The sequence below is a fragment of the Pseudomonas sp. TE12234 genome (genome assembly GCF_054061835.1).
Map to the genome: position 1 here is coordinate 125,988 of NZ_JBSSEP010000012.1, position 20,112 is coordinate 146,099.

At 59.6% G+C, this 20,112-nt stretch carries 20 protein-coding genes, 1 pseudogene and 1 riboswitch; of the genes and pseudogenes, 10 read left to right on the forward strand and 11 right to left on the reverse strand.

Going from position 1 to position 20,112, the window contains the following annotated elements; genetic code table 11:
- Window positions 1-11: 11 nt before the first annotated feature.
- From ACVWYU_RS19320 to ACVWYU_RS19330, 3 genes are all read right to left on the reverse strand, one after another.
- Window positions 12-1,949, reverse strand: a complete 1,938-nt coding sequence (locus ACVWYU_RS19320) for a DUF1302 domain-containing protein (RefSeq protein ID WP_247256342.1) — start codon at window positions 1,947-1,949, stop codon at window positions 12-14.
- A gap of 339 nt (window positions 1,950-2,288) precedes the next feature.
- On the reverse strand, window positions 2,289-3,971 hold the full coding sequence (locus ACVWYU_RS19325) for a fatty acid--CoA ligase (protein ID WP_090325071.1): 1,683 nt from the start codon (window positions 3,969-3,971) through the stop codon (window positions 2,289-2,291).
- Between the two features lie 145 nt (window positions 3,972-4,116).
- Complete coding sequence (locus tag ACVWYU_RS19330; RefSeq protein WP_090325072.1) at window positions 4,117-5,301, reverse strand: MFS transporter; 1,185 nt, start codon at window positions 5,299-5,301, stop codon at window positions 4,117-4,119.
- 85 nt (window positions 5,302-5,386) lie between these two features.
- Here ACVWYU_RS19330 and ACVWYU_RS19335 point away from each other — a divergent pair, with 85 nt between their 5' ends.
- A complete protein-coding gene (locus ACVWYU_RS19335) occupies window positions 5,387-6,157 on the forward strand; it encodes an AraC family transcriptional regulator (RefSeq protein ID WP_457373437.1) in 771 nt (256 codons plus the stop codon).
- A 2-nt stretch (window positions 6,158-6,159) separates the two neighbouring features.
- Here the strand turns inward: ACVWYU_RS19335 and ACVWYU_RS19340 are convergent, their stop codons facing one another.
- Window positions 6,160-6,789 (reverse strand): LysE family translocator, encoded by a 630-nt coding sequence (locus ACVWYU_RS19340; RefSeq protein ID WP_090325073.1) that lies wholly within the window; start codon window positions 6,787-6,789, stop codon window positions 6,160-6,162.
- Between the two features lie 91 nt (window positions 6,790-6,880).
- On the opposite strand from ACVWYU_RS19340, the gene ACVWYU_RS19345 reads away from it, so the two are divergent.
- The 3 genes from ACVWYU_RS19345 (at window position 6,881) to ACVWYU_RS19355 (ending at window position 9,718) form a co-directional block, all read left to right on the forward strand.
- Window positions 6,881-7,846, forward strand: coding sequence for a 2-hydroxyacid dehydrogenase (locus tag ACVWYU_RS19345; RefSeq protein WP_457373438.1), 966 nt, complete (start codon window positions 6,881-6,883; stop codon window positions 7,844-7,846).
- 33 nt (window positions 7,847-7,879) lie between these two features.
- Entirely contained in the window at window positions 7,880-8,878 is a 999-nt protein-coding gene (locus ACVWYU_RS19350; RefSeq protein ID WP_247256340.1) for a class I SAM-dependent methyltransferase, read from the forward strand.
- A 40-nt stretch (window positions 8,879-8,918) separates the two neighbouring features.
- A riboswitch (yybP-ykoY riboswitch) is annotated at window positions 8,919-9,044 on the forward strand.
- Between the two features lie 89 nt (window positions 9,045-9,133).
- A complete protein-coding gene (locus tag ACVWYU_RS19355) occupies window positions 9,134-9,718 on the forward strand; it encodes a TMEM165/GDT1 family protein (protein WP_090325078.1) in 585 nt (194 codons plus the stop codon).
- Between the two features lie 79 nt (window positions 9,719-9,797).
- On the opposite strand, the gene ACVWYU_RS19360 is transcribed toward ACVWYU_RS19355, so the two are convergent.
- The gene (locus ACVWYU_RS19360) at window positions 9,798-10,616 is read right to left on the reverse strand and encodes a M48 family metallopeptidase (RefSeq protein WP_457373439.1); all 819 of its coding nucleotides are present in this window, start codon (window positions 10,614-10,616) and stop codon (window positions 9,798-9,800) included.
- Window positions 10,617-11,975: 1,359 nt separating this feature from the next.
- On the opposite strand from ACVWYU_RS19360, the pseudogene ACVWYU_RS19365 reads away from it, so the two are divergent.
- Together ACVWYU_RS19365 and ACVWYU_RS19370 are read left to right on the forward strand one after the other, a co-directional pair.
- Window positions 11,976-12,173: pseudogene (locus tag ACVWYU_RS19365) on the forward strand (HAMP domain-containing protein); the annotation flags it as partial.
- 111 nt (window positions 12,174-12,284) lie between these two features.
- Window positions 12,285-13,028, forward strand: a complete 744-nt coding sequence (locus ACVWYU_RS19370) for a methyl-accepting chemotaxis protein (RefSeq protein ID WP_425415231.1) — start codon at window positions 12,285-12,287, stop codon at window positions 13,026-13,028.
- A gap of 107 nt (window positions 13,029-13,135) precedes the next feature.
- Here ACVWYU_RS19370 and ACVWYU_RS19375 read toward each other — a convergent pair whose 3' ends face one another.
- The 3 genes from ACVWYU_RS19375 to ACVWYU_RS19385 are packed head-to-tail and all read right to left on the reverse strand — an operon-like array spanning window position 13,136 to window position 14,247.
- The gene (locus ACVWYU_RS19375) at window positions 13,136-13,759 is read right to left on the reverse strand and encodes an SOS response-associated peptidase (RefSeq protein WP_090325083.1); all 624 of its coding nucleotides are present in this window, start codon (window positions 13,757-13,759) and stop codon (window positions 13,136-13,138) included.
- Between the two features lie 35 nt (window positions 13,760-13,794).
- Complete coding sequence (locus ACVWYU_RS19380) at window positions 13,795-14,055, reverse strand: putative signal transducing protein (RefSeq protein WP_090325085.1); 261 nt, start codon at window positions 14,053-14,055, stop codon at window positions 13,795-13,797.
- 9 nt (window positions 14,056-14,064) lie between these two features.
- Window positions 14,065-14,247, reverse strand: coding sequence for a CPXCG motif-containing cysteine-rich protein (locus tag ACVWYU_RS19385; RefSeq protein WP_090325087.1), 183 nt, complete (start codon window positions 14,245-14,247; stop codon window positions 14,065-14,067).
- Between the two features lie 142 nt (window positions 14,248-14,389).
- On the opposite strand from ACVWYU_RS19385, the gene ACVWYU_RS19390 reads away from it, so the two are divergent.
- Window positions 14,390-15,553 (forward strand): 1-acyl-sn-glycerol-3-phosphate acyltransferase, encoded by a 1,164-nt coding sequence (locus ACVWYU_RS19390; protein ID WP_174552487.1) that lies wholly within the window; start codon window positions 14,390-14,392, stop codon window positions 15,551-15,553.
- 76 nt (window positions 15,554-15,629) lie between these two features.
- Here the strand turns inward: ACVWYU_RS19390 and ACVWYU_RS19395 are convergent, their stop codons facing one another.
- Window positions 15,630-15,914, reverse strand: coding sequence for a hypothetical protein (locus tag ACVWYU_RS19395; RefSeq protein WP_090325090.1), 285 nt, complete (start codon window positions 15,912-15,914; stop codon window positions 15,630-15,632).
- A 192-nt stretch (window positions 15,915-16,106) separates the two neighbouring features.
- On the opposite strand from ACVWYU_RS19395, the gene ACVWYU_RS19400 reads away from it, so the two are divergent.
- Window positions 16,107-16,313, forward strand: coding sequence for a hypothetical protein (locus ACVWYU_RS19400; RefSeq protein WP_247256338.1), 207 nt, complete (start codon window positions 16,107-16,109; stop codon window positions 16,311-16,313).
- A 137-nt stretch (window positions 16,314-16,450) separates the two neighbouring features.
- Here the strand turns inward: ACVWYU_RS19400 and ACVWYU_RS19405 are convergent, their stop codons facing one another.
- Window positions 16,451-17,035, reverse strand: a complete 585-nt coding sequence (locus ACVWYU_RS19405; protein ID WP_090325093.1) for a YajG family lipoprotein — start codon at window positions 17,033-17,035, stop codon at window positions 16,451-16,453.
- 204 nt (window positions 17,036-17,239) lie between these two features.
- Between ACVWYU_RS19405 and ACVWYU_RS19410 the strand changes: the two genes are divergently transcribed.
- Both ACVWYU_RS19410 and mqo read left to right on the forward strand, forming a co-directional pair.
- A complete protein-coding gene (locus ACVWYU_RS19410; RefSeq protein WP_090325094.1) occupies window positions 17,240-17,473 on the forward strand; it encodes a hypothetical protein in 234 nt (77 codons plus the stop codon).
- 739 nt (window positions 17,474-18,212) lie between these two features.
- Window positions 18,213-19,721, forward strand: coding sequence for a malate dehydrogenase (quinone) (mqo, locus tag ACVWYU_RS19415; protein ID WP_457373440.1), 1,509 nt, complete (start codon window positions 18,213-18,215; stop codon window positions 19,719-19,721).
- Between the two features lie 68 nt (window positions 19,722-19,789).
- Here mqo and ACVWYU_RS19420 read toward each other — a convergent pair whose 3' ends face one another.
- Entirely contained in the window at window positions 19,790-20,077 is a 288-nt protein-coding gene (locus tag ACVWYU_RS19420; RefSeq protein ID WP_090325097.1) for a PA4642 family protein, read from the reverse strand.
- Window positions 20,078-20,112 lie beyond the last annotated feature (35 nt).

A 20,112-nucleotide genomic window follows, 5' to 3' on the forward strand; every position in this document is an offset into this window, starting at 1 on the left:
AAATACAGTGCTTAGAAGTTCACGCCGAGGCTGAGCGCAACGAAGTCGCGGTCATCCACGGTGGTGTACTTGCCGTCGAAGAAGTTGGTGTAGGCCAGGCTCGCGGTGTAGGTGTTCTGGTACTCGGCATCGACACCCAGGCTGACCGCCTTGCGGCCTTCCTCGAAGTTGCCGCCAGGGCCCGGGGAGTAACCGCTCACGTCATGGGACCAAGCGATGTTCGGCTTGAGGTTCACCCCGGCGAATACGTCGTTGTATTCCCAGATGGCACGGCCGCGGTAACCCCACGAGTTCGCGGTGGTGAAGCCATCGTTTTCGCAGTAACGGCTGACGTTGTTTTGCGGGCCGCCTGCCAGGGTAGACGTGTTCAACGCCACGCATTGGCCATTCGGCAGCGGGCCAGGGCCATAGCTCGGATCACGGCCGTAACGTGCTTTGGAAGTGCTCTCCAGACCACCAACGTGGGTGAGACCGATTTCGCCAACCAGGGTCAGTCGCTCAGCGCCCATCACTTGGTCGAAGAAGTGAGTGAACGTCGTCTGAATCTGGCTCACTTCTTTGCGGCGATAGCCTTGTTGATCCTGCCCAGGTGTCCCTTGGAGTAAGGACACGCTAGGGTTGAGCGGTGTCAGGCCGGAATAGAGGATGTCGGTGGTGTTGAGCTGAACCGGAGCATTCGGCCGGTAGCTGAATTCGCCACTCCAGGCAGTGCCTGTAGGTAACGTGGTGGAAAAGCTCAAGCCATACAGGCGAATGTCTTCAGGATATTCGACGTAGTAGCTGGAGTTACCCGCAACCTGCAGCGGCAGCAAGGTCGGAGCCAGGTTACGCGCCACGGAGAGTGGAACGCCCGATCCCACCAACTTGCCCACCAGGCCTGCCGCACTGTAGGCGCTGGCCGGTGCACCCTGCCCGCTGAAAATCGGGTTACGGCTGTGGTAGTTCATGAAATAGGCGCCGAATTCGGTGTCCAGCGGGTCGAACATGTACTTGAAAGACACACCGAACTGACCGCTGTCACGAGCATCACGATCCGCACCACGACGAACGATCACGCCTTCATCCGGGTTGCCCCAGGTCACGCCGTTTGCCGCCAGGGTGTTGATACTGGCATTACGCAACGAAGCCGGAAGGCCCGCCGCCGCCAGCGCTCCGTTCAGGCCTTGTTGAGTACGCAGAACCGCCAGGTTGTTGTCGCAGCCATTGGCGATCACGTCCGGTTGCGAGAAGAAGGTCCCGCAGTTGTCGACAACGGTCTGATCCCACTCCAGCTGATAGAACGCTTCGGTCGACAGATTCTCGGTGATGCTCTGGGACACGTAGAACATGTTGACCGGGATCAGGCCTTCCTTGATCTCGGCACCCGGACGACGGAATGCGGACACGTCGATCGGGTTGATGGAGTTGATGCCGCCGCCGATGAAAGTACTTTCACCCCAGCTCACCACCTGCTTGCCCAAGCGCACGGAACCTGGCTCATCGGCAATGGAATAGTTGTGATAAACGAAGGCGTCGAGGATCTCTCCGCCAGCGGATTTGGCGCCTTCCTTGCGGCCATCGTCGCTGATGTCCTTGAATGGACGACTCTCGTCCTTCAATTCAAAGTCGTACCAGTATTTGCCACGGACGAAGACACCGGTATCGCCGTATTTCAGTTCCAGGTCATGGATGCCTTTGAAGATCTTCGAGAAGGTTTCCCCGCTCTTGAAGTTCAGGTGACCGTCATCGGAAGTCTGGGACAGGCCACGGCCACCGTTGTTGACGCCGATGAGATTCTTGTTCGGCTGCTCGGTAGACCAACTGGCACCAATGGACAGGGACGAGTCGAACTGACCTTCGATTTCACCAACGTTGAAACTGACGCCGAATGCTGGCCCGGCGAGCGTAGAGGCAAGACTGACGGCCAGAGGCAGTTTCGCCCGGCGCCAGAACTGGTTTACTGATGTCATCGACGCTACTCCATGTGCATTTTATTGTTATGGCAGTGAGCACTTCTAAAAACGTTGAGGATGACGGGGAGCCAAGGCATCCCAAAGTCATTCCAAAATTGCATCGCCCCGGTTTGTGCGTTTGCTCCGTTCTTAAAAATCCTTGAGCGGACTATAGCCAGCAGGTAGTACAGCTTGATCCCTCTAAAGTGTGATTTGCAGCTGCCAGCCACTCTGGAACAGTCCTTTTGCCAGGCCGACGCCCGTCGGCACGGCAAGGATGGCTGAAATATCTGATTTGACAAGCCAAGCGCTTGCTTGGTGGGGCCGGCGTGCCCTTTTGGGCACGCCAGAAGACGCTTAAAGCGTGGAAAGGAAGGTACTGTTGTTAGCTTGCCATTCGGTGATATCGACGCGAATTCGCTTCTTGTCGAGCTTGCCGACGCTGGTCTTGGGAATTTCAGTAACAAGGGCGATCTGACTCGGGATCGCCCACTTGCTCAGGTGCCCCAATTCCACGAACGGCTTGAGGTGTTCCTTGAGTTCCCGGGCATCGATCACATGGCCTTCACGGACCACCAGCAAGGCAAACGGGCGCTCGCCCCACTGTGGATCGGCGATGCCGACCACTGCTACTTCGCGTACCGCCGCATGGCGACTGATCAGGTCTTCGAGGTCGAGGGAGGACACCCACTCGCCGCCGGTCTTGATCACGTCCTTGATCCGGTCACGAATGTCGATCACGCCCATGCTGTCCAGGGTCGCCACGTCACCGGTGTGCAACCAGCCGCCGGCCCAGAGCTCGGCGCCCTTCTGCGGCTCGTTGAAATAACCCTCGGTCAGCCAGGGCGCACGCAACACCAATTCGCCCTGGGTCTCGCCATCGGCGGGCAGGAAATTGCCCTCAGCGTCGACGATCGCCGCCTCCACCAGCGGCCCAGGCACGCCAGCCTTGATCCGATAAGTCGTGCGCTCGTCTTCGGTGCCGGCCATCAATTCGTCGTTGAGGTGTGCGCACGAGACCAGCGGCCCGGTTTCCGACATGCCGTAGGCGGCGGTCAACTGAATGCCTTTGGCCTTCGCCGCTTCGTACAGGGAACGATTGAGTGCACTGCCGCCGATGACGATTTTCCAGCCACCGAAATCGGTGTTTTGCGCCCCCTTGGCATTGAGGACCATCTGCAGAATGGTCGGCACGCAGTGCGAGAACGAGACCTTTTCCTTGCGCCACAGCTCCACCAGGTACTCCGGGTCATAGCGACCGGGATAAACCTGTTTGAGCCCCAGCATCGTCGCCACATAAGGCAGACCCCAGGCGTGCACATGGAACATCGGCGTGATCGGCATGTACACGTCATTGGTGCCCAACAGGCGCACGCTGTCGATCGCGCCCATGATGGTCGACACGCCCATGGTGTGCAGCACCAGTTGTCGATGGGTGAAATACACGCCTTTGGGATTGCCGGTGGTACCGGTGGTGTAGAAGGTGGTGGCGACCGAGTTTTCGTCGAAATCCTGGAAGTCGTACCGCGGGCTCGCGGCCGCCAGGAGCTGCTCGTACTCGCCGACCAGGTTCGGCAGGTCGGCGGTCTTTTCCGGCAAGTCGGTCAGCAACAGGGTTTTCTCGACCGTGGTCAGGTGCCCGGCAATCGCGTTGTACAGCCCAACGAACTCGCTGTTGACCAGCACAAAGCGGTCCACGGCGTGATTCATGGTGTAGAGGATCTGTTCCGGCGACAGGCGCACATTAATGGTGTGGATCACCGCGCCGATCATTGGAATGGCAAACATGCATTCCAGATAACGATGGCTGTCCCAATCCATCACCGCCACGGTGTCCCCGGGCTTGACCCCGGCCTCTGTCAGCACATTGGCCAACCGCGCGACCCGCTCGATCAGGGTCGGATAGCTGTAGCGCAACTGGTCGCGGTAAACGATCTCGCGGGTTTTCTCATAACGCGCACCGGACATCAGCAACCGTTTGATCAGCAGCGGATACTGGTAAGCGCCTTCGGCTGGGGGGATAACGCGAGTCTGCAACATAAGAATCCCTTTTCTGACTGCACGGTCGTGGCTGAAAGTAAGCACTTTAGTGCCCTTGATCGCCAGTCAAATCAGCCAAAGGAATGATTTGCAGAGCCGCACAAATGCTAGCGTTACGCCAGCATTTATCGGTAAGCAGCAGCGCTCAGGCCGTTTGTCCTGCCAAAGCCTCCGAGGGCGTGCGCGGGAAGACCAGGGCCGCGACGAAGGTCAATGCCGCAATCGCCGCCAAAATCAAATAGAGCCCGACCAATCCCTGGAGCGGTTCGACGTAAGAGATCAGAGGGATGGCGGTGGCGCTGGCACCGAAAGACAGGCAGTAACGCAACGCAAAGACCCGTGATTGCCATTGAGGCGCAACGAAATTGGCAACCATCGCATCGTTGACCGTGACTTGGCCGAACACCACGAACATGAACGCTGCCCCCAACGCAATCACGCCCCAGCCTTCGCCATAGGCGAGTGCGAAGAGCAGCGGCGCCTGGCACATCGTCAGCACCACGAACGGCCACTTGAGACTGACGCGATGCAAAACCCGGCCAATGCTCAACTGAGCCACGGCGCCAAAGGCGTAAGCCAGGCTGACCACGACACCCAAGGTTTGCGGCGAAGCGAACAACTCGTGCAACCGCTCCTGGAACAGTTTCGGATAAGTCATCGTCGTCGCGTTGAACACCACGCCGCCGGTCGCCGTGGCCAATGCCAGCACGCCGAACACCAACGCCATGGAGATTCGCTGGCCGCCCGCACCTTTGAGCGGCGTGTGGGGACGCTTGGGGACGGGCTCCTCACGCACCTGCAAGGCGAACCCGACACCCAGTACCATCGCCACCACACCCGGCAGAATGAACGCCGCACGCCAGCCGAAATGCGCCACCAGCAGCCCGGTGATCAGCGCTGAAAACGCCACGCCCAGGTTGCCCCACATGCCATTCATGCCGATCTCCCGGCCACGGTTTTGTGCGTAGGCCACCAGCATCGCGGTGCCCACCGGATGGTAGATCGCTGCAAAAATACCGATCAGCGTCAGACCCAGCACCAACATCGGCGCGCTGTGACTCAAGCCGGTAAAAATCGCTGAAGCGCCAATGCCGAAGAAAAAAACCAGCATCATTCGCCGTCGGCTCCAGTGATCCCCCAGCCAGCCGGCCGGCAAGGAACAAGCGCCAAAGGCGATGAATCCGCCCAGGGACAAGCCGATCAGCGCCGCGAAATCGAGGGCAAACGCCTGCGTCATGCCGAGCACCGCGGCGGGAAATATGAGCATGAACATGTGGTCGATCACATGGGCGGCATTGATGTAGCGGATTACGTTTCTGGACTGGTTCATCGCGGCACGCTTTACGTTGGAGTGAGCGACCTATGCTAAGTTGGCGAAAACGCGCATTCCTGACAACAAAGTCATCGGATCTGACATGTTAATCAGCCATTTCCAGCACGGGCCGGTCAGTGCCTATCCGCGAGATTACGTGGATGGCGCACACCAGGAACTTCATCAACATCGCGAAGCGCAGTTACTGTATGCCGTGTGCGGGATGATGCGAGTGGTGACGGCGCAGGGTGCGTGGATCATTCCACCGACCCGCGCCGTGTGGATTCCGCCAAGGGTGGAACATGAGATTTTCATGTCCGGGGAGGTGCGCATGCGCTCGCTCTTCATCGACGCCGAACTGTCGCCGGCGAACCTGCAGCAGTGCTGTGTCCTGGCGGTCACGCCGCTGCTGCGCGAGCTGATCGTGCGGGCAGTGCAAGGCCCGCAGCACGCTGAAAATCCTCTGATTCAGCAACTGATGCTGCAAGAGCTGGCCAGCCTGGAAAACCTTGCGCTGCACATACCCATGCCCGAGGATCGGCGCTTGCAGAGCATCTGTCTGGCACTGCTGCAAAAACCTGATCACCTCAACACGCTGGAGGACTGGGCGCAGCAGGTCGGCGCCAGTTCACGCACTCTGGCACGACTATTTCAGCAACAGCTCAAGATGACTTTCAATGACTGGCGCCAGCAACTGCGCTTGATGGAAGCCCTGCCCCGCCTGCTCGCCGGGGAAAGCGTGCAGAGCGTGGCGCAGGACCTGGGTTACGGCAGCGCCCGCGCGTTCAGCGCGATGTTCCGTCGTTTGCTGGGAGAAAATCCCCGGCAATACCTGAACACCCTGAACAAGCTGAGCGAACTCGGCGCCACGTAGGATCAGTGCATCTCGGTAAATGCGAGCTTCACGCCGATTGCGATCAGTACCGCGCCCATGGTGCGGTCGAACCAGTGACCCATGCGGGCGAAACCGGCGCGCACACGCTGCTGGCTGAACAGCATCGCCACCAGGCAGAACCAGGTCGCCGTCGCGGCGGCCAGGTAAATCCCGTAGCCGGCTTGTACCATCAGCGGCGTGTGAGGATTGATTACCACGGTGAACAGCGACAGGAAAAACAGCGTGGCTTTCGGGTTGAGACCATTGGTCACGAAACCTGAAGTAAAGGCGCCACGGGCCGTGCGCTCGCCGGCTTCCTTGTGCAGATCATCCGCCACCGGTTTGGCTGGCTGCGCCCGCAGAGCCTTGAAGCCGATGTACAACAGATAAGCGGCGGCGGCCCATTTCAGGGCATTGAACAGCATGATCGACTGGGACACGATCAGACCGATGCCCAGCAGCGAATAGCCGACGTGCAGGAAAATCGCGGTGCCGACGCCAAGCGCCGTCCAGGTGCCGGCGCGACGACCGTGGGTCACACTCTCACGCACCACCACGGCAAAGTCCGGGCCGGGACTGGCCACGGCCAGCAGGTGAATAAGGGCGACGGTCAAGAACTCTGTCCAGTACATGGGGGCTCCTTTTGGACAAGCGTAACTGATTGTTTCATCTGGTAGGCTCGGCAGATTACGCCTTCAGTTCAATGCACAAAAGGTACAGTTGATGACGAACATTCGCCGCGCCGTTTTCCTCGATCACCCGTCCCTGGATCTGGGCGATCTCGATCTCAATCCGTTACGCGATTGTTTCAGTGACTTGCGACTGTACGCCCAGACCCTCCCTGATCAGGTGATCGACCACCTAAAGGGCGCCACAGTGGCCATCACCAACAAAATCATGATCGACGCCGCCGCCATGGCCGCCAGCCCCGAGCTGAAGCTGATCCTCATCACCGCCACCGGCACCAACAATGTCGACCTCGCTGCGGCCCGCGCCCGCGGGATTACCGTGTGCAATTGCCAGGGCTACGGCACGCCCTCGGTCGCCCAACACACCCTCATGTTGCTGCTCAACCTGGCCACGCGCCTGGCGGACTATCAGAAAGCTGTCGGCGAAGGTCGCTGGCAACAGGCCAAACAGTTCTGCCTGCTGGACTACCCGATCGTCGAACTGGAGGGCAAAACCCTCGGTTTGCTCGGTCACGGCGAACTCGGCGGCGCGGTGGCGCGACTGGCCGAGGCCTTTGGCATGCGCGTGCTGTTGGGGCAGATTCCGGGGCGCCCTGCCCGGCCGGATCGCTTGCCATTGGAAGAACTGTTGCCGCAAATCGACGCATTGACCCTGCACTGCCCACTCAATGAACACACGCGCCATTTCATCGGCGCCCGCGAACTGGCCTTGATGAAACCCGGCGCATTCGTGGTCAACACCGCCCGTGGCGGTCTGATCGACGAGCAAGCGCTGGCCGATGCGCTGCGTAACGGCCACCTGGGTGGCGCCGCCACCGACGTACTGAGCGTCGAGCCGCCGACCCATGGCAATCCACTGCTGGCCCACGACATCCCGCGGCTGATCGTCACTCCGCACAACGCCTGGGGCAGTCGCGAAGCGCGGCAGCGAATCGTGGGTCAAGTCACGGAAAACGCTCTGGCGTACTTCAGCGGTAAGGCGCTGCGGGTCGTCAGTTGATAAACTGCGGCACTTTTTTTCACAGGAGCAGTTATGGATCCGCGCAGTGAAGTACTGCTTCGTCAGGCTGAGTTATTCCAGGGTTCGGTGTTGCTGGCCGGTTTGCCCGCCGACGACTTGCTCGGTCGCCTGCCGGCCGCCCATGGCTGGTGCTGGCACGCCGGCGACCAGGCGGCCCTGGATGCGCGTTTCGCCGAGCGCAGCCATTTTGGCGTGAATGTCCCGCAGCGCGAGTTCGACAGCGCAGTGGTGTTTCTGCCCAAGTCCAAGGACCTGACCGATTACATCCTCAACGCCGTGGCTTCGCGCCTGGAAGGTCGTGAGGTGTTTCTGGTCGGCGAGAAAAAAAGCGGTATCGAGGGGGCGGCCAAGCAACTGAATCCGTTCGGCAAACCACGCAAACTCGACAGCGCGCGGCATTGTCAGCTCTGGCAAGTCACCGTGGCCAATGCACCGGCGGCCAAGCCGCTGGAAAGCCTGGCCCAGGCATACGAATTGCCGCTGGCGGAAGGCCCGCTCAAGGTCATCAGTCTGCCGGGCGTGTTCAGCCATGGTCGCTTGGATCGCGGCAGCGCGCTGTTGCTCGAGCACCTGGATAAACTGCCCAGCGGTCATTTGCTGGATTTCGGTTGCGGCGCGGGCGTGCTGGGGGCTGCGGTAAAGCGTCGTTATCCGCACAACCAGGTCACTTTGCTGGACGTGGACGCATTCGCCGCCGCCAGCAGTCGCTTGACCCTGGCTGCCAACGGTCTGGAAGCAGACGTCATTACCGGTGACGGCATCGACGCCGCCCCCATGGGTTTGAGTGCGATTCTGAGCAATCCACCGTTCCATGTCGGCGTTCATACCGATTACTTCGCCACCGAAAACCTGCTGCGAAAAGCGGCCAAACATCTGAAAAACGGTGGCGAACTGCGCCTGGTGGCGAACAGCTTCCTGAAGTATCAACCACTGATCGAAGAGCATCTGGGTGTGTGCGCGATCAAGGCCGAAGGACAGGGTTTCCGAATCTACCGGGCCAAACGCGGATAAGAAATTTCTGCTTGCCGAATGGATTTTGCCTAGGCAGAATCCGCTCCGTCCTAGGGGAGTAGTCTCCCACGAGCGCCACGCTCGTCCGGCATGCGTCAACATACTTGGTCCTCAGACCATGGCGTATGCGACCCAAGCGTCCACATCAGATGGATCGCCGGGGTTTGACAAGACCTATGACACGAACACCTTACCCGGGGCGGGAAGGCTGTACGTGTCATAGCCGTGTCGACCCGCCCCTTAGGAAAACCCCTGATGCTGGATTCACTACTCGTACCTACCGCAATCGTTGCCTTGGCCGAAATCGGCGACAAGACGCAACTGCTCGCGCTCATTCTTGCCGCTCGCTTCCGCAAACCCTGGCCAATCATCGCCGGGATCATCGCCGCGACCCTGGCCAACCACGCAGCAGCCGGCGCGGTAGGCGCCTGGGTGGGGAGTTTCTTCTCGGATACGCTGCTGCACTGGATCCTCGCGGCGAGCTTCACCGCCACCGCACTGTGGACCCTGGTGCCGGACAAGATGGATGACGACGAAGCCAGCACCGCCCGCAAGTTCGGGCCGTTCCTGACAACGCTGATTGCTTTCTTCCTGGCCGAAATCGGCGACAAGACTCAGATCGCGACGGTGATGCTCGCCGCGCAATATCCGGAGCTGTGGCTGGTGATCATCGGCACCACGCTGGGCATGTTGATTGCCAACGTGCCGGTGGTGCTGGCAGGTAACTTTGCTGCTGACAAATTGCCATTGACACTGATCCGTCGACTCGCCGCCTCGGCCTTTTTCATCCTCGCCATCGTGGCGGTGTATAAGGCAATGCAGAGCAGCGGCTGGGTTTGACGCGTTAGAAGGGACTGTGGCGAGGGAGCTTGCTCCCTCGCCACAAAAGCTGAAAACGTGCAGCTTTTGCTGAATCCAATCAGGGCTTCTTGGCCTGCTCGTAAAGCGGCATGACCTTCGGGATGGCCGCCTGCAAGGACGCAATACGACTCGACGACGCCGGGTGAGTGCTCATGAACTCCGGTGGAGCACCTTCCGAAGCCTTGCTCATCTTGTTCCACAGGGTGATCGCGGCATTCGGGTTGTAACCGGCCCGCGCGGCCAGTTCGAGGCCAATCAAGTCCGCCTCGTTTTCATTGGCGCGGCTGTTGGGCAAGGTCATGCCGTAGTTGGCCACAGTATCGGCCAGCGCCAGGCTGTCCTGACTCAATCCGAGCAAGGCACCGGCGCCCTGTTTGGCCATTTCGATGCCATAGGCCTTGGACATCGCTTCGCGACCGTGCTCGCGCAGGGCATGGGCGATTTCATGGCCGAGGATGGCGGCGATTTCGTCGTCGGTCAGCTTCAAGCTGTCCATCAGACCCGTGTAGAAAATGATCTTGCCACCTGGCCCGCAGTTGGCGTTGAGCTCATCGCTCTTGATCAGATTGACTTCCCACTTCCACTGGGCCGAATCCGGACGAAACACCGGAGCCTGGGCAATCAGCCGATTGGAGATCGTTTGAATGCGCTTGGCATCGTTACTGGTCTTGTCCAGCACACCCTGGGTGCTCGCCTCGCCTACCGTCTTTTGATAAGACTGGGCGTACATCTGATTGACCTCATCGGTGGACAACATGCTGAACATGTATTGCTTGCGCTCAACGCCTACAGCACCGCCGTTGGTCGTGTTGACCGACTGACACCCGGCAAGCAGCAGACTCGCGCTCAGCCCACACAACACCAATGTCTTGTTCATCAAAAAACTCCGTGAAAACATGCCGGTATCCTATGCGCGCAAATGTATCGACGCCAGATACAAAGGAGGTAAGACGCCGATTTCGTGCAAAGCGCTCCCCCTTGCAGGAAAAAATTCACAAAGCGACACATGCCACGGCCTTTCAGGGTTCGCCCTGATTCATTTACGACCTCGACCACGCCAAAACAGTCATTTCAGCAACGGCTTCTAATGCCCGCTCGACCTCCTGCCGATACACCACCGCAGTCGTCTTCTCGCGTGCGGAGCCCCATGAAATTCAAGTCAATCCAGTTTTCCGTGGCAGCCCTTGCCGGTGCCATTGTTCTAAGTGTCGTGGCAGCGCTGGTCGTTTACGCACTGTTCTCCGGGGCACGGACGCAAGACATGGTCCAGCAGCGGACCCAGGCGCAATTCGAGCAAGTGATCGAACAACGCCTGACGTCCCTGGCGCAGACCCAGGTCAGCCAGATTCAACGCGAACTCGAAGCGCCGCTGCTTATTGCCGGCGGACTGGTGCGAGTCAACGCCTTGATCGGCACGCCCGGAGCCGATGGACAGCCGGCACTGAGCCTCAGCCGCGAGCAGTTGATCAGCCTGATCAAGGAAAACGTCAGCAAAAACCCGAAGATTCTCGGCACCTACATTGGCTGGGAACCCAACGCCCTCGACCATAATGATGCGGCCTACGTCGGCACCAAAGTGGTCGGCATCGACGCCGCCAACGGGCGCTTCCTGCCCTGGTGGTTCCGCAATGAGGACGGTAGCCTCGGCCTGGACAAACTGGTGGACGTCGACGATCAGAAAACCCTGTCCACCGGTGTGCGCGCCAGCGAGTACTACCTGTGTTCGAAAGAAACCAAAAAATCCTGCGTGATCGATCCGGCGCCCTACAAAGTCGGCGACAAGATCGTCATGCTCGCTTCCTTTATCGAACCGATCATGCTCAACGGCGCCTTCCAGGGCATCGTCGGCGCTGACCTCTCGGTGAACTTCATCCAGGAAATGCTCCTGGGCGCCAACCAGAAGCTCTACAGCGGTGCCGGTGAAATGACCCTGATTGGCGGCAACGGCCGAATCGTTGCCTACACCAAGGACCCGAGCAAGTTCGGCGAAAAGGTCAGCGACATCCTCGACAGCAAGCAGATTGCCAACATGGCCAATCTCAAGCGCGGCGAAGTGACCTATACCGTCGACAAGGCCCAGGGCCGGATCGAGTTGTACCTGCCCTTCGGCATTGGCCAGACCGATGCCCGCTGGACCCTGATGCTGCAGTTGCCGTTGGACGCGGTGATGGCCGACCTGCAAAAACTGCAGTCTGATCTCAATACCCAACGCAAATCCGACACCTTCGGCATGGCCATGGTCGGCCTGCTGATTGCCGGTATCGGCTTGCTGGTGATCTGGCTGGTGGGCCACGGCATTGCCCGCCCACTGAAGCAAATGGTCGCCATGCTCGACGATATTGCCCAGGGCGAAGGCGACCTGACCCGCCGCTTGACCAGCGACCGCGCCGACGAACTGGGCTCGATCGCCAAAGGCTTCAATACTTTCCTGGCCAAGTTGCAGGCGATGATCACTCAGGTGGTGGCCTCGGTGCAGAGCGTCAGCGATTCGTCGGAACACACCGCCGACATCGCCATTCGCACCAACACCGGGGTGCACAAGCAGATGGCCGAGATCGATCAAGTCGCCACTGCGGTGCACGAAATGACCGCCACCGCCCAGGATGTGGCACGCAACGCGACCCAGGCTGCACAGGCCGCCAGTCATGCGGATCAGGCTGCCAGTCAGGGTATGCAAATCGTCCGCGACACCTCGACCTCCATTGGCGCGCTTGCACTGGAAATCGGCCGCGCGGTCGGCGTCGTGCAGACCCTGGCCAAGGACAGTGAAAACATCAACGCGATCCTCACGGCCATTCGCGGAATTGCCGAACAAACCAACCTGCTGGCCTTGAACGCCGCCATTGAAGCGGCACGGGCCGGTGAACAGGGCCGAGGATTTGCGGTGGTGGCTGACGAAGTGCGCAATCTGGCGCAGAAGACCCAGAAAGCCACGGAAGAAATCCAGGCCATGATTCAACAGCTGCAACAAGGCACTCGGGACGTGGTGCGGGTCATGGAGGACAGCCAGAACCGCACCGACGAAAGCGTGCAACACGCGGCGAAAGCGGCAGAGGCCTTGGAAACCATTACAAAAGCGGTGTCGGTGATCAACGACATGAACACCCAGATCGCCAGCGCCGCCGAGGAGCAAAGCGCGGTGGCAGACGATATCAACCGTAACGTGATCAACATCGGCCAGGTGGCCAATGAAGTGGCCGGCGGCGCGGATGAATCGAGCGCGGCCAGTGCGGACCTGACCAAACTGGCCGAACAGCAGCGGCGGTTGATCAATCAGTTCAGGGTTTGATTCGAGGGCCTTCATCGCTGGCAAGCCAGCTCCCACACAGACCTGTGGTGTTCACAAATCCACTGTGTGGCTTGCCAGCGATGGGGCCGGACCAGTCGCCAAAGAACTCAACCCGGCGTCAAACACTCCGGCCCATTGAGCTTCGGATCATTGACCATATTCGCCAGCACCCGTTCGCGCAATGCCGCGGGTTCGCTGGCCAGCAACGCCTGCAAGGCATGTAACGGCGTTTCCGGATCGAGCCAGAGGTCCTGCCCCGCCGCATCGAGAATCAGCGGTCGACGCTGACTGGCGGCAGGCTGGGTAATCACGGCCGTACTCAACCACACCTGTTCCTGCACCGGATACGCTTCCCAGATGGCCGCGAAAAACAACGACGAGCCCTCCCCCGGCGTCAACCAGTACGGGCGCTTGCGCGTGGTGCCACGCCATTCATAGAAACCGTTGGCCGGCAACAGGCAGCGGCGTTCGCGCAGGGCCTGGCGAAACATCGGCTGTTCCGCAACGGTTTCGGCGCGGGCATGGGCCGGGGTGCGCGACAGATCGGTCAGCCAGGGCGGCGTCAGCCCCCAACGGGCACGGGCCAGTTCACGCTGGCCATCCGCGCCCGCACGCAGCATCAACACTGAATCATTGGGGGAAATGTTCCACTGCGCCTGCTGATCGGCGGGAAAACCGGGCAGGGCCGCGAAGGCGGGATTCCAGCGAAACAGGGCATAACGTCCACACATGGGGCAGCACGACTCTTGATCAAACGAACGCCAGCCTAACAGACCAGCGTGCCGGGAAAGCTTTCCGGTTCATCGCCGGACAGCGGCAGCGCGGCATTGTACGCGGTGATCAGCTCCCGGGCGTATTGCGCCTGATCGTTCTCCACCGCCAACCCCAGCAGGCCGAAGATTGGCAGCTCGCCGCTGCCACCCACCAGATCGCGACCGACCAGATGCGCTTCGATGCCTTCGCTGGCCAGCATGCTTTGCAGCAACTCGCCTTCCATCAGGTTTTCCGGTTCATAGATGCGCTGCATAAAGGGCTCTCACTCGTCTTCGGCATGCACGTCTAGCATCCATTCCTGACCATCGGTTTGCAGTGTGAACACAATCGGCCGACAACACACCGGACAGTCCTCGATGTACTGCTGATCGCCGCCAGACAAGTCCAGAACCGCCTCGCAATCTTCACCACAATACGGACATTGATAATGCTCGGTTTCAAGCATCGCGGTCTCCCAAGTGACTTGTGCGTATAATCGCCGGTCTATTTGCAGGGCCATTTTTGTCTGACTACTTTTTCAGACCGTGTCCCGCCGGTTTTCGATCAAAACCTTTACTTACCCTAGCCGTTTCTAACAAGAGAGCATGATGGGCGAATTCGATGCCATCCGACCTTACGACGACAGCGAAGTCCCGGCAGTACTGGCACGGCTGCTCGGCGACAAGGCGTTTCTAGATATCCTCACCCACTTCCGCTTCCCGCGTTTTGCTGGCGCTTTAGGCTGGGCGCTCAAACCTCTTATAGCTCATCGGCTGCGTCGTGAGTTCGCCGGTGTCAATTCGGTCGCCTCCTTGCAGGACAAAGTCGAGGTGTATGTCGACCACACCATCGAGCGGGCCACGGACGGCGTGACGTACACCGGCGTCGAGCAGTTCAAGTCCGGCAGCGCCTATGTGTTCATCGCCAACCACCGCGACATCGTGATGGACCCGGCCTTCGTCAACTACGCCGTGTACCACGCCGGCCTGCCGACTCCACGCATCGCCATTGGCGACAACCTGCTGCAAAAACCCTTCGTCAGCGACCTGATGCGTCTGAACAAGAGCTTTATCGTGCACCGTTCGATCACCGGCCGCCGCGAGAAGATGGCGGCCTACCAGTTGCTCTCGGCGTACATCAATCATTCGATCCGCAACGATTGCGCCTCGATATGGATCGCCCAGGCCGAGGGCCGGGCCAAGGACGGCGACGACCGTACCGAGTCGGCGATCCTCAAGATGTTCCACATGAGCCGCAAGGACGAGCCGTTCGGCGAAGTCATCCGCTCATTGAACCTCACGCCGGTGTCGATCAGCTACGAATACGACCCGTGCGACCTGGCCAAGGCCCGCGAGCTTTACATCCGCGCCACCACCGGCAGCTACACCAAGGCGCCGGGGGAGGACGACGTCAGCATCGCCAAGGGCATTACCGGTTACAAAGGCCGGGTCCATGTGAACTTTGCCGCGCCGATCACTGAACTGTTCGAGGACACCAAGCAACTGGCTGTCGAAATGGACAAGCAAATCCTCGGCGGCTACCGCCTGTTCCCGGTGCACTACCTGGCCTATGCGCAATGGAAGGACGCCGACCCGCAATTGCATGTGCCGAGCGCCGCCGAGATATTCCCGGCCGCCGAACTGGCCAAGGCCCAGGAGCAATGGCAACAGCGCCTGGACGCTTGCCCCGAAGAGCATCGCCCGTTCCTGGTGCTGCAATATGCGACGCCGGTACGCAATCAGTACCGCGTGAAGGCCGGGTTGCCGCTGTAAGGCCATTCGCAGAGACGACAACGGCGCCTTTGGGGCGCCGTTTTTGTTTTCTGATTACTACCGGGTTACATCAGGTTCAGACTCGAGTGCTGATCCACGACACCAGCAACGCCAACCCCAGGCAGGCAAAACCGAAGGCGTAGAAAAACCGGTTCATGCGCAGCGTCGCACCATCGAGCAATAGCATGGGCTCATCGACGCGACGGCTCTGGCTCTGCGCTTGCAGGCTGGCGATCGCGCGCAGCTCACGGCGACGGGCTGCGTGCAGCAGCCATCCGCCAGGGCACGCAAAGAGCAAGGCCAGCAGATTGATCAATTTGGCGGGATGGGTGGTAAACAGCGTCATCAAATGCAACGACATGACAAACCTCTGGCAAAACCGGTGTGACGGACGCCGAACCGGCGACTGCGGCGCGGATTCTACCGAAAGCCTCTGCGCCTGCCCTGCCTTTCCGACAAATAACAAGCATTCGACCAATGGTTGTCCTGCGTCATGGGGCCGTCATCTGAATACGTCAGTCTGTCGCCCCTCGAAACCGACAGGGACTGCGTCATGTTGCACGCCGAAAACCAGGATCGCCTCTACCTCATCAATCACAACGACGAACAACAAACCCTCGTCGGCAGCCTCGCCTTCAACGTTCAGGACCGCCATTGGCTGGTGTACTGCGCGCTCGGCGGCCATCAACACGCGGACTTGCCCGAAGCGGATTTGCTGACGGGTGTGAGTGTGCTGGAGTTTTACTCGCAAGCGGCCTGAGAACTGTTTCCTTTGTGGGAGCGAGCCTGCTCGCGATGGGCTTGAGGACGCCGCGGGGCATCAGATTTCCCGCGTAATCGTTGACGACCATCGCGACGGTGCGACGATTCGACAGGCTCGCTCCTACAGGGCTCGCATTACTCGCCGAGAATCTGCCCGACGGTCGGGTCCTTGAACAGTCGGGTCAAGGCATCGCTCAACACGTCGCTGACCAGCTTGGTGTTGGTTTCCTGGTTCGGCGCCATGCCGAAACGCTGGTCCAGGGATGAACCATAACGACCGCTGTAGCGACGGTTGGCATTCTGCACATCGGAGCGGAACGTCGCGCCAATGGTCGCCTCGGTCACATACATGCCTTCTTTGGGCGACTGATACTTCAGCTCGGTCAGGGTCACGGTCAGTTGTGGCGCATTCATCGCATTGGCTGTCGGGGTGAAGCCCAACAGGCGCACGGCGGCTTCAGCCTGGGCCTGCAACTTCGGCAGGATCTGCTGGCCCTGCACGGTAATCGCGCTGGTTTCCGGGTACAGGCCACCACGGGTGCCCAGGGTCGGCGACGGACGGCCGTCCACCACACGCACCACCACCGGCTGACCATGGCCTACCGGCGCCAGTTGCGCCGTGAGCTTGGGTTCCGGACTCAGTTGTTGCGGACTGTGGGCGCAGCCGACCAGCGTCAGGCTGGTCACAGTAATCAAACCGAACAACAGGCGTTGCAACATGCTCTTCTCTCCAGAATCAGGCACAAACAGGCCGGCAGTATAGCGGTGCGCCACTGCGGCTAACTAGGGTCAGGCAACGATTACTGAAATCTCTGACAAACCCTTCAGAGCGCGGTTCCTGTCACGCATCCTTCACCCGCCATTCACCTGCGCGTCATGACGAACTGTCACCTTGATCGGTAGCCGTCCATAAGGTAATTGACCATGCGCGTTCTCGTTTCACTGTTCGCACCACGCCCGCGCCACCGCAGCTTCGCCCTGCTCGACAGCCAGGGCCATTGCCAGGCATTCAAGCAATGCAGCCTCCAGCCCATGGGCGATGGCTGGGTCGAAATCGAAGAAATCCGCCTTTGCTGGCTGCACCAACCGCTGCCCGCTGGTGCCCGCATCGACCAGCCTCAATCCCGTTCCCGAGTGCAACAACTGTTAACCACCTGACCAGACGCCTAATAAAAGTCATTAAACACGACCAATTCCCTGCGTTTCTTCGCTACAATCTCCCCCCGATTATAAGGACGTCTCCTGATCGGGCCTCGCAGCATCGTCAATGCCCTGGTATTGACACCCCGCACCGCCCACAGAGAGCCGCCCACACAGATCGAGTGAAGCTGGCGCGCTTGCTGTTCCTTTGGCAGCCCCCCTCTTTTCGCGAATCTGCAGAGCTGTCATTACGCTCGGTTACTGAGCTGTTTGCCCGTTTTGCCTGCCGTGTATTCCCTGGCGGCACATCATCCGGGCACGGTGCCAGGCTGGGACAGCCCTTTTTTGAGGTTCACGTCTTCAAAAGAGCGTGAAAAAAACGGGTTTTCACAACTTCACAAGAGTGTGGCGAGCAAATGAATAGTTTTGCGTCTGAACATGCACCATTAGCGTCTACAACAGCCCAACGACACAGGACCGAGTACTCCTCGAACACCGGAGCCTGAAGCCTGTCCGCTACGGATTTGGTTGCACAAACGGATGTATCGACCATAAGTCGAATTGCCAGCCGCACGTTGAAATGAGTTCATGGGACTCTGACTAGACCCGGCAGGTAGCGTCCGTCGAAGTTGCGAAAAATTGCGAAGATTCGGACATGGCGATCCTGCCATGGGTACCTGGGGCCACATAGACATGCCCCGTCACTCCTGGCAGCCATGCCGTCAATTTGGTGCTGCAGATTTTGGAGACGCGTTAAATGGCGCATAACGAAGCAGTCGACGTAGTACTGGTTGGGGCCGGCATCATGAGTGCCACCCTTGCGGTGCTGCTCAAAGAGCTCGACCCCGCGATCAAGCTGGAAGTCGTCGAGCTGATGGATTCCGGAGCCGCGGAGAGTTCCAACCCGTGGAACAACGCCGGTACCGGTCACGCTGGCCTGTGCGAGTTGAACTACACGCCGCAGGCTGCCGATGGCACCGTCGACATCAAGAAGGCCGTGCACATCAACACCCAGTTCGAGGTGTCGAAGCAATTCTGGTCGTACCTGACCAAAAAAGGCACGTTCGGCTCGTGCAAATCGTTCATCAGCCCGGTTCCGCACCTGAGTTTCGTGCAGGGCGAAAGTGGCGTTTCCTTCCTCAAGGAGCGCTTCAAGGTGCTGAGCAAGCACCACGCCTTCGCCGACATGGAGTACACCGAAGACAAGGCGACAATGGCAGAGTGGATGCCATTGATGATGCCTGGGCGCGACCCCGGCGAAACCCTTGCCGCCACCCGCGTGATCAATGGTACCGACGTCAACTTCGGCGCCTTGACCAACCAGTTGCTCAAGCACCTGACCAGCGCACCCGATGCCCAGGTCAAGTACTGCAAGCGTGTGACCGGCCTGAAGCGCAATAACGGCGGCTGGACCGTCAGCATCAAGGACGTCAACAGCGGCAATTCCCGTGATGTCGATGCCAGGTTCGTGTTCCTCGGTGCCGGCGGCGCGGCGTTGCCACTGCTGCAAGCTTCGGGCATCGAAGAAAGCAAAGGCTTCGGCGGCTTCCCGATCAGTGGCCAATGGCTGCGTTGCGACAACCCGGAAGTGGTCAAGCATCACCAGGCCAAGGTCTATAGCCAGGCTGCCGTGGGTTCGCCACCGATGTCCGTGCCGCACCTGGACACCCGTGTCGTCGATGGCAAGAAGTCCCTGCTGTTCGGACCTTATGCCGGCTTCACCACCAAGTTCCTCAAGCACGGTTCCTTCATGGACCTGCCGATGTCGGTTCGCGCCGGCAACATCGGCCCGATGCTCGCCGTGGCGAAGAACAACATGGACCTGACCAAATACCTGGTCAGCGAAGTGATGCAATCGATGGAACAGCGTCTGGATTCCCTGCGTCGCTTCTACCCTGAAGCAAAAGCCGAAGACTGGCGCCTGGAAGTGGCCGGCCAACGGGTGCAGATCATCAAGAAAGACCCGAAAAAAGGCGGCGTTCTGCAGTTCGGTACCGAACTGGTCGCAGCCAAGGACGGCTCCCTGGCCGCCCTGCTCGGCGCTTCGCCGGGTGCCTCGGTGACCGTTTCGATCATGCTCGAGCTGATCGAAAAATGCTTCCCGGGCAAAGCCAAAGGCGAATGGGCTGCCAAACTGGCAGAAATCTTCCCGGCCCGTGAAAAAGTCCTGGAAACCGACGCTGCGCTGTATCGCAAGATCAACACGCAGAACAACGTCGCGCTGGAACTGGTTCAGGCAAGCAGCGAAACCGAAAGCTACGCTTGATTGAACCCCATAAAAAACGCCCCGTTCTCATTGAGAGCGGGGCGTTTTTTTATGCCTTTGAAAAGCGGTCAGCCGCGAGCTTTCTCGATCAGCTCGATGTAATCCGATGCGTTGCGCTGATCCTTGATCAGGGCGACAAAATCATTGCCGTGCTCATCCTTGCCATTCAGGTCCAGGCCGGCTTCGGCGAAGAACTTCAGAAAACGCTCGAAATCATCGATACGCAGGCCACGGTAGGCCTTCACCAGTTTGTGCAACGAAGGCGAAGTGGCGTCGACCGGTTCGAAATCGAGGAACAACTTGATCTGCTCATCGCCGATCTCGTCACCAATCACTTGTTTCTTATCTTTACGCATTGCCGACTCCAGCTCGCAGACATTTCACGGGGCAG